Source organism: Leptospira fletcheri (assembly GCF_004769195.1).
GTDB classification, from domain to species: domain Bacteria; phylum Spirochaetota; class Leptospiria; order Leptospirales; family Leptospiraceae; genus Leptospira_B; species Leptospira_B fletcheri.
On the sequence record NZ_RQET01000004.1, the window covers coordinates 176,867 to 191,846 of the forward strand.

At 46.2% G+C, this 14,980-nt stretch carries 15 protein-coding genes, 1 rRNA gene and 1 pseudogene; 6 read left to right on the forward strand and 11 right to left on the reverse strand.

The window, feature by feature from the left end; genetic code table 11:
- Nucleotides 1–63 precede the first annotated feature (63 nt).
- Both EHO60_RS04165 and rrf read right to left on the reverse strand, forming a co-directional pair.
- Nucleotides 64–525, reverse strand: coding sequence for a hypothetical protein (locus tag EHO60_RS04165; protein ID WP_135766915.1), 462 nt, complete (start codon nucleotides 523–525; stop codon nucleotides 64–66).
- Between the two features lie 578 nt (nucleotides 526–1,103).
- Nucleotides 1,104–1,220 (reverse strand): 5S ribosomal RNA (rrf, locus tag EHO60_RS04170).
- 123 nt (nucleotides 1,221–1,343) lie between these two features.
- Between rrf and EHO60_RS04175 the strand changes: the two genes are divergently transcribed.
- A complete protein-coding gene (locus EHO60_RS04175) occupies nucleotides 1,344–1,724 on the forward strand; it encodes a c-type cytochrome (protein WP_135766916.1) in 381 nt (126 codons plus the stop codon).
- On the opposite strand, the gene EHO60_RS04180 is transcribed toward EHO60_RS04175, so the two are convergent.
- From EHO60_RS04180 to EHO60_RS04190, 3 genes are read right to left on the reverse strand one after another with little or no spacing between them, the layout of a single operon-like run.
- Nucleotides 1,721–2,380, reverse strand: a complete 660-nt coding sequence (locus EHO60_RS04180; protein WP_135766917.1) for a biosynthetic peptidoglycan transglycosylase — start codon at nucleotides 2,378–2,380, stop codon at nucleotides 1,721–1,723. The two genes, EHO60_RS04175 and EHO60_RS04180, sit on opposite strands and share 4 nt — an antisense overlap.
- Nucleotides 2,377–3,033, reverse strand: a complete 657-nt coding sequence (locus tag EHO60_RS04185; protein ID WP_135766918.1) for a RibD family protein — start codon at nucleotides 3,031–3,033, stop codon at nucleotides 2,377–2,379. The genes EHO60_RS04180 and EHO60_RS04185 overlap by 4 nt, the downstream gene beginning before the upstream one ends.
- A complete protein-coding gene (locus EHO60_RS04190) occupies nucleotides 3,030–3,257 on the reverse strand; it encodes a (2Fe-2S)-binding protein (protein ID WP_135766919.1) in 228 nt (75 codons plus the stop codon). Before EHO60_RS04190 ends, EHO60_RS04185 begins: the two co-directional genes overlap by 4 nt.
- Nucleotides 3,258–3,416: 159 nt before the next feature.
- On the opposite strand from EHO60_RS04190, the gene EHO60_RS04195 reads away from it, so the two are divergent.
- Nucleotides 3,417–4,766 carry an MFS transporter gene (locus tag EHO60_RS04195; RefSeq protein WP_135766920.1) on the forward strand — a complete coding sequence of 450 codons (1,350 nt, stop codon included), beginning with the start codon at nucleotides 3,417–3,419 and terminating at the stop codon, nucleotides 4,764–4,766.
- Nucleotides 4,767–4,832: 66 nt separating this feature from the next.
- Nucleotides 4,833–5,063, forward strand: a complete 231-nt coding sequence (locus tag EHO60_RS04200) for a hypothetical protein (RefSeq protein ID WP_135766921.1) — start codon at nucleotides 4,833–4,835, stop codon at nucleotides 5,061–5,063.
- 42 nt (nucleotides 5,064–5,105) lie between these two features.
- On the opposite strand, the gene EHO60_RS04205 is transcribed toward EHO60_RS04200, so the two are convergent.
- Entirely contained in the window at nucleotides 5,106–5,660 is a 555-nt protein-coding gene (locus tag EHO60_RS04205; protein WP_135766922.1) for a hypothetical protein, read from the reverse strand.
- 208 nt (nucleotides 5,661–5,868) lie between these two features.
- Nucleotides 5,869–6,663, reverse strand: a complete 795-nt coding sequence (locus EHO60_RS04210) for an LIC13212 family protein (protein ID WP_135766923.1) — start codon at nucleotides 6,661–6,663, stop codon at nucleotides 5,869–5,871.
- Between the two features lie 86 nt (nucleotides 6,664–6,749).
- Between EHO60_RS04210 and EHO60_RS04215 the strand changes: the two genes are divergently transcribed.
- The 3 genes from EHO60_RS04215 (at nucleotide 6,750) to EHO60_RS04225 (ending at nucleotide 9,454) form a co-directional block, all read left to right on the forward strand.
- Complete coding sequence (locus tag EHO60_RS04215) at nucleotides 6,750–7,958, forward strand: hypothetical protein (protein WP_246028130.1); 1,209 nt, start codon at nucleotides 6,750–6,752, stop codon at nucleotides 7,956–7,958.
- 98 nt (nucleotides 7,959–8,056) lie between these two features.
- Entirely contained in the window at nucleotides 8,057–8,644 is a 588-nt protein-coding gene (locus EHO60_RS04220; protein WP_135766925.1) for a cytochrome C oxidase subunit IV family protein, read from the forward strand.
- Between the two features lie 186 nt (nucleotides 8,645–8,830).
- Nucleotides 8,831–9,454 (forward strand): LIC_13215 family putative lipoprotein, encoded by a 624-nt coding sequence (locus tag EHO60_RS04225; RefSeq protein ID WP_135766926.1) that lies wholly within the window; start codon nucleotides 8,831–8,833, stop codon nucleotides 9,452–9,454.
- Nucleotides 9,455–9,464: 10 nt separating this feature from the next.
- Here the strand turns inward: EHO60_RS04225 and EHO60_RS04230 are convergent, their stop codons facing one another.
- From EHO60_RS04230 to EHO60_RS17365, 4 genes and pseudogenes are all read right to left on the reverse strand, one after another.
- Entirely contained in the window at nucleotides 9,465–10,592 is a 1,128-nt protein-coding gene (locus tag EHO60_RS04230) for a bacteriohemerythrin (RefSeq protein ID WP_135766927.1), read from the reverse strand.
- Nucleotides 10,593–10,746: 154 nt separating this feature from the next.
- Entirely contained in the window at nucleotides 10,747–11,304 is a 558-nt protein-coding gene (locus tag EHO60_RS04235) for a gamma carbonic anhydrase family protein (protein WP_135767942.1), read from the reverse strand.
- 7 nt (nucleotides 11,305–11,311) lie between these two features.
- Nucleotides 11,312–13,717, reverse strand: a complete 2,406-nt coding sequence (gene pheT / locus EHO60_RS04240) for a phenylalanine--tRNA ligase subunit beta (protein ID WP_135766928.1) — start codon at nucleotides 13,715–13,717, stop codon at nucleotides 11,312–11,314.
- Between the two features lie 60 nt (nucleotides 13,718–13,777).
- A pseudogene (locus tag EHO60_RS17365) lies at nucleotides 13,778–14,473 on the reverse strand (ATP-dependent helicase); the annotation flags it as partial.
- Nucleotides 14,474–14,980 lie beyond the last annotated feature (507 nt).

A 14,980-nucleotide genomic window follows, 5' to 3' on the forward strand; every position in this document is an offset into this window, starting at 1 on the left:
AAGCCGGAGCAAATTCTCCGGCTTTTTGTTAAATGAAAAGGGGTTAAAGGAAGGGATCCGAAATTAATCCTCTTTTTTGTGCTTGGATTTTTTGGATTTTTTATCCTCTTTGTCGGACTCTTTTTCCTTTTTGGATTTCTTATCCTTCTTGGATTTTTTAGAATCCTCGTCGTCGTCATCTTCCTCTTTTTCTTTCTTAGATTTCTTCCCTTTTTTGGATTCTACTTCTTCGTCATGATCCTTTTTTGAATCCGATTTCTTTACGGTATCACCGTCTTCTTTCTTCTTATGATGTTCGGCGGAATCTTCACCCTTACCCGGCTTTGCACGGCAGTAGGCTTCGACATTCTTTCCGTCTTTCTTCTGGTATCCGGAGACCCAAGTACAATCCGAATCGGCTTCGCACTGACCTTTAGAAAGTCCATGACATTTGGACTCGGCGCTCAGCGAGCCCCAAGCGGTTATTAAAAATAAGGATAGTGCCAGGCCAAGGAACCTGAGCGTGCGAATCGAAACAGTTTTCATTCGGATGAGATCCTCCAAGGAAATTTGGAAGACAAACATCGCCTAGGGTCCGGATTTTGCGATCCGGAAATTTATTTCTACCTAAATATTTTGATCTGGAATCGGCAGGAGGCTTGGACAAGACCTAAGTGAAATCGGTAAAAAGGTGGGCCGGGAGGGGAATTCCTCCCGGCCAAGCACAGTCAGGAATCAACCGCCATAGTACATTTTCGAAACCCGTTCGAACGAAAACCGAATCCCATCTTCATGTTCTTTGCTTCCCGGGTATCCCCGCTTTTACAAGCGGACCGAATTCTACTTCCGGCTCCTCGAATCGTCAAGCAGAGAAAGAAAAAATTATAGAAAAACGAAGGTAAAATAACATTTTTATTGATTGTATGTTATGGAAAGAGAGGCCCTTTTTCCACCTAGCGACATATTAGTAAATTCTCGAATTCTAATTCGGTTTTCAACGAACTCAAAGAATCGTAAGTTTTCGGAAAAAGATTCGGAGAACGCTTAGGAGTAGAATGGAAGGAACACTCAGGAAATAAAAAACCCGATCAAGGACCGGGTATTGAAAAAGGATAATTGCATAAACCCGGCGACGTCCTACTCTCCCACACAGCGAACCATGCAGTACCATCAGCGATGAGAGGCTTAACTTCCGTGTTCGGGATGGGAACGGGTGTGACCCTCTCTCTATAATCACCGAGAATCTAAAGTCAGTATGGGAAACTCATGCAGTACGTCCAGCAACTTTTATCAGAAAAGTTCGAAATTGCCGGCAGTGACGAAAAAAAGTTTTCCGTCCTGAAAGTGCAGACGAGCCTAAGAATATGAAATTCCGTATTTCTCTTTTTACCCTTTTATTCTACGCGATTTTTCTGAGTGATTGCAGTTCCAATCCTGGGAAGGAAGGCGCTCCCCCTCGAACCACCGAAGAATTGAAGGTTTTTGCCGATCTATATTGGCGTCAAAAATGTGCCGCTTGTCACGGTCTGACCGGAAGTCCCCCATCGGAAACGAATCCGGCCCCTCGAAAATTCGGAAGCTTCGGCATGAAAATGGGATTTTTCTTCGGCGGAGATAAAATGAGGGCGGGAATTTTCAGAACCGTACGAGACGGAAAAAATCAAGTCATGCCGGCCTTCGGAAAAGATCTGAGCGAAGAGAAGATTTGGGCCCTGGTGGAGAAAATCGAAAGATTACCGAACTAAAGTAGTTCTGCCAAAGAACGCACTTCTTCTCGGGAGTATGTATCCGGTTTTTTTAATATTTGCACCAAGGCTTTGAATTCTTTCAATTCCAAATTTCCGGGAGCTTTTCCGAAATAATACCGGGAGGATTTTTGAATACCGTTGATTCCTCTTCCCCAGTAAACCAGATTTAGGTAATATTCCAGAATCCCCTTTTTTCCGAGTTCTCCGTCCAACGCCTGTGCGATCCTGATTTCCCGTAACTTTCTGGAAAAAGTCTTGTCTCGCGATAAGAACAATGTCCGAGCCAATTGCTGGTCTATGGTGCTGGCTCCTCTCAACTTGCGGAACAGCAGGACTGCTTGCAAGACGGAGGACTGTATATCGGAAAGCGAATACCCTCCGTGCCTATAAAAGCGCGCATCCTCTACTTCGACCAGATAATCCAAACTCCCGGGAGGAAGCTCTTCGATTCTAACCCAGTCCGGTTCCAATTCCACCGATTCCAAATTTTCCGGTAAATACTTGAGATGGTTCGCGGAAAACAGAATGGTTTTTTCCGGAAAGGTCTGGTAATAGATCAAAAATACGGTCAAAACTAAGATCGATATTCTGAATAAATTCCGGCGCGAAAAAAAGGATTCGAGGCGCGACGGGAAAAGATCTTGTCCGTTCATAAGGAATACTTTTCGTAGATTAGGAAAATTTCGTCCTCTTTCGATTCGCAGGATGCCAATCTCCAGCGGGCAGAATCGAAATTCGGAAAAGCCGATTTTCCGTCCGTGATCGAGGTGAGATCGGATTGTCCGATTAAAAAAGGTACGATCGTCAGGTACAGCCTATGGACAAGGTTCGTCCGCAAAAAGGAATCATTCAATCTCGGTCCCCCTTCCAACAACACGTTTCGATGTCCTAGGTCGTATAATTCGCTTAATATTTTCTCGATCGCTATGTCTTCTTTTCCAGCCGTTCGAATTTCCGCAAGATCGGATAAATCTGCGCGGACTTCTTTCTCGTTTTTTTCGGTACAAAACAAAAGGGGTTTTTTCTTGGAATGAACGAAGACCTTGCGATCGGTAGGCAGGGATCCGTTTCGAACGAGTAGGATCGGTCTGGGTTCGATCGCGTCAGGCACATAACGAATATGAGTGACCGGATCGTCGTTCAAAAGGCTGTTCTTTCCGAGGATCAGGGCGTCGGCTTCCGCGCGGATTTCATCCATCCTTCTTTTATCCATTCGGGAGGAAAGTCCGTACCATTTCCCGTCCGGTCGAACGACCTTTCCGTCCAAGGTCATGGCCATATTAATGGAAACTCGCGGCAGATTCATTCTGTGCGTGCGGCTAAGGTTTGGGCAAGCAACTTACTCACGGCACCGCGACAAGTTCCGCATCCGGTACAACAACGGGTATCTTGCATTAATTTTCCCAGTGTGTCGTTTCCTCTTCGGATGGAATTCAATATCTCTTCCTCGGAAACTTGATTGCAAACGCAGACTTTCCGCGGTCGCATCAAGGAATTCAAATCGATCTGATTAAAATCCGAGGAATTCATGGTCCGTCTATTTATTGGACTCCGAAACGGAAAACATCCCTCAAAAGTACGAAAGAAAGAAACGAGTGCAAGAGAATTTTTTACCGAATATTTCTCGTTGACATAGGCTTTTCGATTCGTAATGTCCTTTGAAATTTCTATAGGGGAAATCGATACTATATGCAGGTTACAAAGCGCGCGCCTCTGCGGGAGATTCTTGGGTGGTGCATGTTCGATTTTGCCAATTCAAGTTACACGACCGTTATTATCAGCGTTACTTACGGAGTGGTTTTCAGCCAGTTAATCGTTCCCTCTTCTGCAAATTCTCAAAATCCCTATGAAACGGGAAATTTTCTCTGGGGCCTAGCGCTCGCTTTTTCCTACCTGATCGTAGTAATTACAGGACCGATCTTCGGAGCGGTCACGGACTATTCTGCAAAAAAAAAGACGTTCCTATTCTGGAGTTATATTTTCTGCGTAATAACTACTGCAGCTCTCTGGTTCGTTGTTTCTCCTGGACAATTCGGTCTCGCCTTTCTCTTGATCATCCTTTCCAATTTCTTTTTTGCCTCCGGGGAAAATTTCGCGTCCAGCTTTCTTCCTTTTCTAGGCCCGAAAGAGCAATTAGGAAAGATTTCCGGTTATGCCTGGGGAGTAGGGTATTTCGGAGGAATCGCAGCTGTCGCCCTAGTGGATACTTTGGGAGAACCGGTCCCTGCCAATTACGATAACATGAGGTTAGTCGGCCCGTATACGGCCTTCTTTTTCTTGCTGGCAGGAGTTCCCACTTTTCTTCTCCTAAAGGAATATTCCGTAGGTAACCCGAAACCCGAAGGAATCAGCTATTTGAAAATAGGCATCGATCGAGTACAAAGCACGCTGAAGGACATACAACATTTCCGCGATATGGCGGTTTATCTGGTATCTCTGTTCTTTGCCATGGCTGCATTAGGAGTAGTGATCAGTTTCGCATTCATTTACGGAACGCAGGAGATCAAGATGGAAAAGGAACATAGAATCGCCATGTTCCTTTTCATCCAGCTTTTTGCCGCCCTCGGTGCGGTTATGTTCGGCTTTCTGCAGGATAAGATAGGAGCATTAAAAACTTTTAATATGACGCTGGTGGTATGGATCGTATGTCTTCTGCTGATTTATTGGGTAAAGGAGCTCGTAAGTCTGATCCATTCCATAGGTTTTGATATTTCGGTCCAATGGACTTTCGTAGGAATTACCGTGCTCGCCGGAAGCGGGTTAGGTTCCACTCAATCCGCCAGTCGGGCGATCATCGGGATTTTTTCCCCCGAATCGAAATCCGGTGAATTCTACGGACTTTGGGGCCTTTCGGGTAAGGTGGCTGCCGCTTTCGGCTTGGTGGCGGTTAGCGTTTTACAAACTCTATTGTCGTTGCGGAACGCTTTTTTAGCGGTTTGCGTTTTTTTCCTGATTTCCCTTTTGGTGAATTTACTTGTGGATGAGGAGAGAGGAATCAAACAGTCCGACGAATACGAAAAGCGGCATAAGAAAGCCTGATCTCCATTTGGTCGGACTCTAGAGTACCTGCTTGCCAGAAACTCGGAAAGATGTTATCTTTCTTTTATGGCAAGCGTCGAATTTCAAACCGAGGACGAATTCGAATCCCACCAGAGCCAAAGACGTCTCGCTTTGGCCACTATGGACGAATTGACCCAAACGAAACTCGACCTATTGGAAGCTGGGTTGGAAGTCCCCAAATTTCTGAATTACGCGATCTCCTATCTAAACAGAAAATACCTTACCGAGGAGAAAGTGATCAGCGATCTGATCGTACGCCGGGACAGTGGGGGATGATCCCCTCTTTTCTTGGAAGAGAAACTTTCGAAAAACGAAAACCTATCTCTTTTTGGCCTTTTTCTTAGGGGAAGGTTTTTTCTTCGCAGTCGTCTTCTTCTTACTCGCAACTTTTTTCTTTACGACGGTTTTTTTCCGGATTGTTGCCCGTTTTAGACCGTCTTCACTGATGGTCAGACTAGGATCTCTTTCCATGTTCTTAATGAGGGAAACGTGCCGAAATCGGAGCGCGGACCAATCGTCATCGATGGCGATCATTCGAACGCCTTCGTAACCCACTTTTCCCAACGGGTCCCAACCGGCATCCCTGTGAATGGAAACGTTGTATTTGCGGGAGGTCTTTTTAGGATATGCCAACCAGAGAAGTCCGTCTTCGGCAAGACAGGTGGGCACCATGGAAGCGATGTTTCGGATTTCCACCTCGGTCTGGACAAAGGCCAAAATCAGTCTGTATTTCTTTCCGGAGCGCAAGGCGCGATCTACGGGTCCTCCTAAACTCGAAAGAGCGGGTTCGAATTCGTAAGGGGAGGAAAGAACGCATACGTCACCTTCTCCCAATTTAAATTGAAGTTTACCGAATACGGAGTGGAGAGCCATGGGGAAAGTGATACTTGCCCTCTTTAGAAAAGGCAAGCGGGAAACACGAATATTTTATTTCTTCTGCTTCGATTCTCCGGCTCCTATCGTTTCAAGACAGCAAGTACCGTCACTGCTTCGGACGGGATTCTATCCATCAAATTCTTTTTCGCCCCGAACGAGCGGAGTTTCTAGTCGGAAATCGAACTTCGGAAGAAAGCGAAGACGATTATTGGAACTCGAGCATTTTGGAGATCAGACGTTTCTGATTCAATTCAAGATCCGATAGTTTGTGACGTACGTTCTTATCCACTTTTCGAAGATATTTTTTGTAGGTCAGAATGATCAATTTCTGTTTATTGTAAGGAAGCGGATTCGTCTCGTCGTGAAGCTTCGTCTCTACCCCGGGCTGGAGGGGCTGAGTAGGAGTGTCCGGCCAGATAAAATCCGTGTCATAACTGGAGTAATACTCCAGGCGGATTTCCTTATTGTTATTCGGTGTACGTTTTCCTTCCCCACTTACTTGGGGTCCTTTCGGATCCGAATTGATCACCCGACGCATTTCACGGACGAAAATTTCCCCGTTGGAATTCGTCCTCTTGAACTGCATGATGATCTTTTCCAATTTATCGGGAGTTGCGCCGGGGTAGATGAAAATTCGCGCGTTATATAGATAGGTCTTGGGAAAATCCCAGAAAGATTCGCCGGATCCCATATCTATTTCCAGGTAAGGTTTATTATCCCGATCTGTCTTCAGAAATTGGATCATCTCCTGCGGTTCGTCCCCGATGTATCTCAGAGCCTTCTTAGTGGTGTCCATCTGAAGTATCTTATTGATTTTAAAGATGTTTTCCGAAATGGAGGCGTGTAAATTATCGATTTCTATGTCGGAAAAACCTGCTTTGCGGATCGCTTCGATCTGACGCTCTACTTCCCGTTCCTCCATGGTCAATAACTTGGGCGCGGCTTGTAGTCGGAGCGCGGCAAATAAAAGGGAGAAAATAATCAGGGCTCGGGTTTTCATAGAGATTGCCTTCCATCTATATATCGAAAAGAGTACACCTCATTCTTGATCTTCAATTGGAATTTTTCCCGTTTCCGAACCGGATTATGACTCGAATCTTTCGCCCGAATGCATACTTTGAGGAAGAGCTTTCCGCCGGAGAGATTTTTCCATCCGGACTCGAAGCCCAAAACGCGATCCTCGAGTCCTGCTTTCTCGTTCTAACCGGTCCGGAAAAGGAATTCGGAGAGATCCTCTCTCATTCCCTCCCCGAGGAGAGGTGGTATGAATATTGGAAAAATCGGGTCGGAAGTTCTCTTCCGACTCCTGTCAGGATCCAAAAAGGAAAACCCGAATCCTTGGTCCAAGAACCTCTTTCTCTGGAAGAATGGGGGCAGATTTCAGACTATTCCGAAAAAATCGGATTCAAACTAGATCCAACGGCATTCGAAAGATCCGCTCGTCTCTCCTCTAAGATCAAACAAACGGAATGGAAAAAGAAATTCCACATGCAGGAATTTCCGGTTTGGATTTTTAAAAACGATTCGGAATGGAAATCGCACGGAGAAATCCTGCGTCTTCAGAACCCTCCTTTTCCTCTATATGTGAGAAAATTGGAATTCGGTTTTTCCGGAAGACAGGAGTTCCTTCTTCCCTCCGATTTAGGCAAGGCGTCCCAAAAGGATTTTTTCAAAATTCGGGACGTTGGATCCGTGCTAGAACCTTGGATGGATCGAACGCAGGATTTCAGTCTTCTTTTTTCCGCGGAAAAAGGATCTTTCCGACAGGTCGCGTCCACGTTATTGCTTTCGAATCAAAAAGGAAAATATTCCGGGACGTGGTTAGCTTCGGAGGAAGAAAGCTTCTGGTACTCGGAGAAAATGGATCCCGTACTTCGGAACCTATCCGATTTCGCTCCGGATTATACCGGATATGGATCCATAGACTCCTTTGTTTACAGAACGATCGAAGGACAAGAGGAACTTCGCAGGGTTTCGGAAATCAATTTCCGTTGGACTATGGGGCGCATCCTTTGGGAACTCTGCCGAAAATTTCCTCTTTCCGACGTCCGAGACCTATTGCTATTCGTTTCCCATAAAGGAATCCCCCAAGAAGATTCTTACCGAAAGCTGGAGGAATGGAGCCGGGAAGAACCGACTTGGCGAATTTTCCCGCTCTCCCCATTTTACGGTCCCAAAGGAAAACCCATGCCGAAAGTACTTCTTTGGTTCCGGATCAAAAGAGACGAAGTCTCGGATCCACGCAAAACCGCATCCGACCTAGCCGCAAAAGCCCGTATCAAGTTTGGTGGCTGAAATGTACTTGTGATTCTTTCCCGGCCCCGGAGACTGGCTCCAGTCCCCATAGGACTGCAAAAGACCTTAGATCCGTTCAGGAAGGATAAGGATACTAGATGGAACTGTTTCTCAACTACGCTCTTTACATTATTGTTAGCATCGGATTTTTAATTCCTTTTACGGGATTCGTGATCGGCGCAGGCGCGATCGTAAACGCAACTGTTGCAGGTGCGCTCGTGAATTTCGCGGCCCAGATCGTAGAGGAAGACAAACTCAAAGCCTTTTTGGATAAAAACAAAAATACTGCGATCGGAAAAGCGCTTCAACAAGCCGTAGATACCGGTAAAACGAAATTAAATCCTGTAGCCGCACCGAAGGCTCATTCTTCCGAGGAAGCTCATGGAGAACACCATCTGATTTCCGTGCAAACGTATGCACTGGTGTTCGCCGCTTTGATCATCGGCACAATCTTGACCGTTTGGGTGGCTGGAATCGATTTTGGAGCCGCAAACACGATCATAGCAATGCTGGTTGCTACTATCAAAGCTTCCCTGGTGCTCGCATATTTCATGCACCTCAAATACGACAACCTGATGAACCGAGTCATTTTCGGCTCCGGCTTCCTGTTTTTGTTGCTCCTGTTCGGATTCAGCGTAGCCGATATCTTTACTCGTTCCAAAATTTATCTCGGTTTCCCTTACTAAGTAAGACATTCGGTTTCCGAACGCTCAAAAGGCCGGTGTGAAAAACTCCGGCTTTTTTATTGTCTAATCCGTTGATCTTTCCGCGGATCCACAAAAATACCGGAAAAACGAATCTATTAAATACTTGCTTTAGCGAAAAATTTCGAATTCAGTTTATCGGCCCGTATTTTATTGCGCCGATTTAAGATGGAATTCGATCCGAGAAAACTTTCGACCGCTTTGTTCGTGTTGTCTTTGGTTCTGCAATGCAAGCCTCGAATTCCTGAAGTCGGTAAAACGATAGAGATCTCCGAATTAGGTTTGATTTTCGATTACGAAGGATGGACCTACGGTGAAGACGCTTCCGAACAGTATGAATACCGGGCGAAACAAAAATCCAGATCGGATCAAAAAAAACAGGATTTGAAAGTTCTATTCTATCTGATCGATTCCGAAGAGAATTCGAAATCCGGGATCCGAACCAGCATCAATTTCATCTCGGAGCCGATACCGGTAAAGTATTCGAAAGCGACACTGGACGACTACGTCGCCTCCATGGGAGCATTGTATTCCAATGTGTACAGGAACTATCAGATGCTTAGTGTTCCCCAAAAGATCTCATTAGGAAATCATAAAGCGGCCCTTCTGGAAGCGAAGTTTCTTCTGGAAAGCTCGGGCCGGGAAACGGAAATTCACACTTACCAAATCGTATTCCTAAAAGAAGGATCCGCTTACGTCATCTCCGCTTCCACACCGGAAACGGAATTTAAGACCAAGGGATCGAAATTACTCGGCACCCTGATGCGGATCCGCGGAAACGAGAAACCGTAATCTTCGCGGATTAGACGTGAAGAGAGGGCGCTTCCTGGTATTCGACCAGCAGCTTATAAATGCTTACCGCATCCTTCCATATATGGATTTTTCCTTGCTGATTCAGTTGGCGAACGAAGTCGTTCACTTCCCCCAGTCTCGATCGGAAAAAATAGAATAGTTTTTTGTCCTCGACCGCGATATGGCTGATCAGCCATTCCTTAAGATCCTGTAAAAGTTTGGAAATCGCGTCCGTATCGTCGTCCTTACTTCTCAAAACCAAATCCCCGATCAACGCGTTGAAATCACGGTGTTGTTTCATATGGGAATTCGTATCATGGAAATTGAATTTCCTCATGATAGCTTCCTCGGTACCGAAATGTTCCTTAATGTAATCTATAGTCGCAGAAAGCGCTTCTTTGAGCTTCACCGTAAGTATCTCGCTACGGATCTCCTGCTTTAATCTTTGGCGATGCAACTTTTCCGTGTTTACCAGCAACTGCAATAGCCAAAGATGCTGCATATCCACGATCGCTATCCCCGTCTTGAGTTTGTATCTGAACCAGAGCTCGGAGATGATTTTCAGGTTGTCCTCTCCGATCGTCTGGAATTCCGTTTGATGAAATTTCCCGTTGGGGTTATTCACCCTTGTGTACAAATCTTCTATCTCGTCCCTATGCATGGAGTTTCCAAGCTGTAACTCCAACCAATCCTTGATTTCCTCGTAATGAGCGGTTAAGATGTCCATGTAGCCCCGATCTTCCGAAAGAATATGTTGGAAAAGCCAAGTCCTTAGGTTCCTCAAAAGATTCAAAGCGGCCTTTTTATAATCGCCGGTAACCCTTTCCCTAGCCCGCCTCCTTAAAACGGCTACAAATCTGGTGTGTTGCACTCTGTGTTGACCCAACTTGGGATACTTCACTATTTCCAGAATCTTTTCCTCGAGGGAAAAATGTTCGATCGTATAATCCAGAGCCCTGGTTAAGGTCCTCGTAAAATTATCCTCCATTTTTACGGGATCTTCGTTCTCAAGGTCCTGTTCCAACTCCACAATCATCGCGATCAACCAAAGATGCTGTTTGTCGATCGCCGGAATATTCAAGGCCATATCAAAGGTTTGCCAGATGGTTCTTATTCTTCCGACCGTGCTTTCCTTCACAAGACTCTCCTAGATAGAAAGGTTTAGAATCGATTCGAAAATAAACCCGCATAACGGAATGAAAAGCCTAAGCGGCAGATTCGATCGGACAAACCGCTTGATTAATGTCAATCGAGGAAACGATTTTCGAGAAGGTTATATGAAAGAAAGGAACTCAAATTCCAAAATCGGAAACGATCCGTTCCGCCTCTTTCAAAAATTCGGCTTCCTCTTCCGGGGAAAAGGGACCGAACTTATTCGCAAGAATGCGTTTGGAAAGCTCCACATATTCCAGGCAACCCGCGATCGTCACCGCAGGCTTGGCCTTGTTCGGATAAATAGCGAGATCCCCGTTTTTGGGAAGAACCATGGACCTCGGCGGTATTTTTTTTCCGCCGCGTACGATACATCCTGCAAGGACCATGGCGCCAGAACCGATCTCCGCGCCGTCCAGAATCACGGAACCGATGCCGATGAGACAACCTTTCCCGATTTTACAGCCGTGAAGCATGGTATTATGACCTACCAAAGTATAGTCGTCGATAAAGATTCCGCGAGTGGAATCGGTGTGCAAGGTGGAGTTGTCTTGGATATTGACCGCTTCCCCTAGTCGAATCGAATTCATATCCGCACGCAGTACGGCTCCCGGCCAAATGGAAGAATTGGCTCCTAATTCCACAAGCCCGATCAAAGTGGCGGCAGGATGAACGTACGCAGACTCGTGAATCTTCATACCGGTCTTAACGTAGAGGATATCCTGCGGATTGGGCAATTCCGATGAAAGTATCCGTGATTTCCTTAATCCTTTCCTGCGTTAAATTTTTATCCTGACTTACAAGGCGGAACCGATAAGAAACGGATTTTTTATTCGCAGGCAGATTTCCGCCGCGAAAAACGACGGTCACTCTCAGGTCTTCCAGCTCCGGAATCGATTTGTTTCGGACAAGTTCCGCAAAGTTGGCGCTAGACTCTTCCGAATTCATCACGATGGACAAATCGATCTCTGTCTGAGGGAAATGGGACGGGATCTTAAAGTGATTCGCCTTTCTCAAGGATTCCCAAACCGTCAACAAAGCGGCAAAATCGAATTTGCCGAGTAAGGTTCGTTTCTTTAGGTCCATCCGGTCTGCAAGAGTGGGATGGGCATAGCCCAATTCTCCGATCTTTGCTCCCTCCGAATAAAGGGAAAGGCTCGCCTTAGGATGAAAATAGGATCGATTCTCGGACTTCCAAACAAAGGATCTGATGTTCAGATTGCGAAGAACCTGCTCGACGCCGGAACGAACCTGAAAAAAATCCTCTTCTAAAAGGGCGATATCCTTTTCGTTCCATTTTCTTCCGTCGCAAACCGCCCAAGCGAAGGATTTGGATTCGTTTCCCGGCTCCTCGGCCTTTCTGTAAGTCCGCCCGAATTCGAAAATTCTCACCCGTTCGAATCGATCCGCATTCAGACGTACGTTTTTCATCAGGGAAGGGAAAATGGAAGTCCGCAGAAAAGCCTGCTCTTCGGGCATCGCGTTCTTGATTTTAACGAATTCCTCGAGTTTTCCTTCCACGAGATTATCTGACTCGGACGCGTAGGAGTAATTAAAGACTTCGTTATATCCTAATACTTGCGAAAATTGCTTTTTTAATAATCTTTCCAACTCGCGGGCCTTATTCTGTGCCGGAGGCTTGACTTCCGCTTCCAACGGTCGGACCGGTATGCTCGCATACCCGAGAGATCTACCTATCTCTTCCACCAGGTCTTCCGGAATGGTGATGTCATAATTCTGTCTGTATTTCGGAACCGTTACCGTCGCGAGATCTCCCTTCCAATCCGAAACGAAAGAGAGGCTACTCAGCACTTTTTCCGCAGTCGCTCGGTTTATATCGGTTCCTAATTTTCTATTTAAAAAATCGAGACTCAATTCTATGACGACTTTCTTATCCGCAGTATGAATGTATCCCACGGGATGACTCGCCTTTACTTCGGGGCAGCCGTTCTCTTTCAAAAGTTGTAATGCTCTCTTGAGGACGGGAAGCGCAGTCGTGGCTTCCAAGCCCTTCTCATAACGAACGGACGATTCGGATCGGATTCCGGTTTTACGGATGGATTTACGGACCGATTCCCTGGGAAAAACGGCGGATTCCAAAACGACGCTTTTCGTCGCATCCGAGACTGCGGTTTCCGCTCCGCCCATGACTCCCGCAATCGCGACTCCCTTACCGGAATTCCGGATAATTAGAATCTCCGGATCCAACTCGGGAGAAGTGCCGTCCAGAAGCGAAAAAGATTCTCCTTTCTTTGCCGGATCGACTTCGAGAGAAACTGCTCCCATCGCTCCCAATTTTTCACGATCGAAAAAATGCGTCGGCTGCCCCGTTTCCAACAGCAGATAGTTCGATACGTCCACGATGTTATTGATTACGCGAACCCCGCACTTCTTCAGACGAGAACGAACGGTTCGATTCGAAGGGGAAATTTTGACGCCTTCGATTCCTACGGAAAAGTAAGAATGGGCAAATTCGGTATCCGAAACCTTTGGCTGAGGAACGCTGTTGTCGAATTCCCAATTCTGTTCGAGAGGATGGAAGCGAATCGGAAGTCCGAGTTGGGCAGCGAGCTCGCGAGCGAAACCGAAATGACTCCAAAGGTCCGGTCGATGCGTGATAGACTTATTATCCACATCTAGAATTTTATCTCGAAAACCCAGGAAATCCCGCAAAACATCTCCCGGTTTGGCTTGCGGATCCGTTACTACAAAAACTCCCGAATCCTCGTCGGAAAGACCTAGCTCCTTTTCGGAGCAGAGCATGCCGGAACTCCGGACTCCTCTGAGCTCAGAATCCCTGATTTCCTTTCCATCCAGTACGGCTCCGGGAACGGCGAGCGGAACCAAATCCCCCACACGCAGGTTAGGCGCACCCGAAACGATCTGGATTTTATTTTTCCCGTCATTTACCTGAGCGACTTGTAACTTATCCGCTTGGGGATGTTTTTCCAAAGAATCGATGCGCACCAAAACGACCTTTTCCAAGTGCGCAAAGAAATCCTCCACTCCGTCGATCTCGCAGATCGAAGCGGCAATTTTTTTGAGAATCTCTTCCAACGGTACCTCGCTCAAAGGTACATATTCGTTCATCCAATCCAGGGATAATTTCACGTTCCGAATCTCCCGATGTCGACGATTTCGACTCAGTACATTTACAAAAGCCCGGGTCGGTTAGGGATGTCCAGCAGGAAAACTCGATTTGGATAACGGAAAGTAGACCTGAAACAATTCGAATCTGTGTTGGATCTCTTTTCCTATTTTCACTTTTCTAAGTTCGATTTCGAAGTCTTCTTTCACTTTCTGGATTTCGTTTTTAGTCCGATTCATGGCGGATTTTTTCTCCGGCTTACCTTCCCATTTGAACGCGGCTTCCTGCCTCATCAGTTTTTCTTCCAACTGTCTTAGGGTATTTTGGTTGCTGGTCCGGATCTTATATTCCTCTTTAAGAAACAGATCTTTGGTCTGTTCATGCAGCTCCCTTTTGCGATCCTGTAGTGCTTCGTCCAAAGCCTCGCAGGCGGCGACAAATTGGACTTCGAAATCGGAAAAAGGAAAATCTTCCGGTCCGGATATCAAAGATTGCCGTACGGAATCGGGTAGATCTTCCGAAACGGAGACTTTTCCAGTCTTACGATCCACCGCTACGGTAAAAATTTCCTTGCGGTCCAGGGAAAAACGAAACTCCACCATAAAAACGAAATATACGACATCACCGGCAGAACGATAAAAACCGGATCTCCACCCCTTCTTATCCTTTAAGAAGCTTAGAACCGCCTCGTCGATCAGGGGATGCCCGAACGCTAAAAACTCGAGACTATCGTCGGACAAGGCCCGCTCGGAATCGAACGTCGCCTTCTTCCCTTTATATTTCGGCCCCTCCAAAGTATACAAGTGCGGGGCATCGCTCCGTATCGCCAGGCCTATTTCTTTTCCGAAGGATTCGGTATAGCGCACAAAGAAATCCTCGAGATGGGAATTCGTATATGCCCTCTCCTGCAATGTAGTTTTATAATAATCCTCTAAATTGAAATCGATGAGCTTCGGAGTAACTAAGGATCCTAGCTTTTCGAACCCTTTCTTTGCGATTCGAATCCTTTGATCTATCTCCTCCTCTATCTCCCCCAACTTCTTATTTCCGGTTACGAATTTCATAAAACTGGAATGAAAGTCCAGTTCGTCTTCGATAGCGCCTAAAAGTTCGTCGGAATTTCCGATAGACTCTTCGAAGAGACGGATCTTATTGGAGAGTACTTCCAGCACCCTCTCCGCCACGGTTTCCTTGGAAGCAAAATTAAAAATGAATACGTTGTCCTTCTGTCCGAAGCGATGAATCCTTCCGATACGTTGCTCGATTTTGAGAGGACTCCAAGGAAG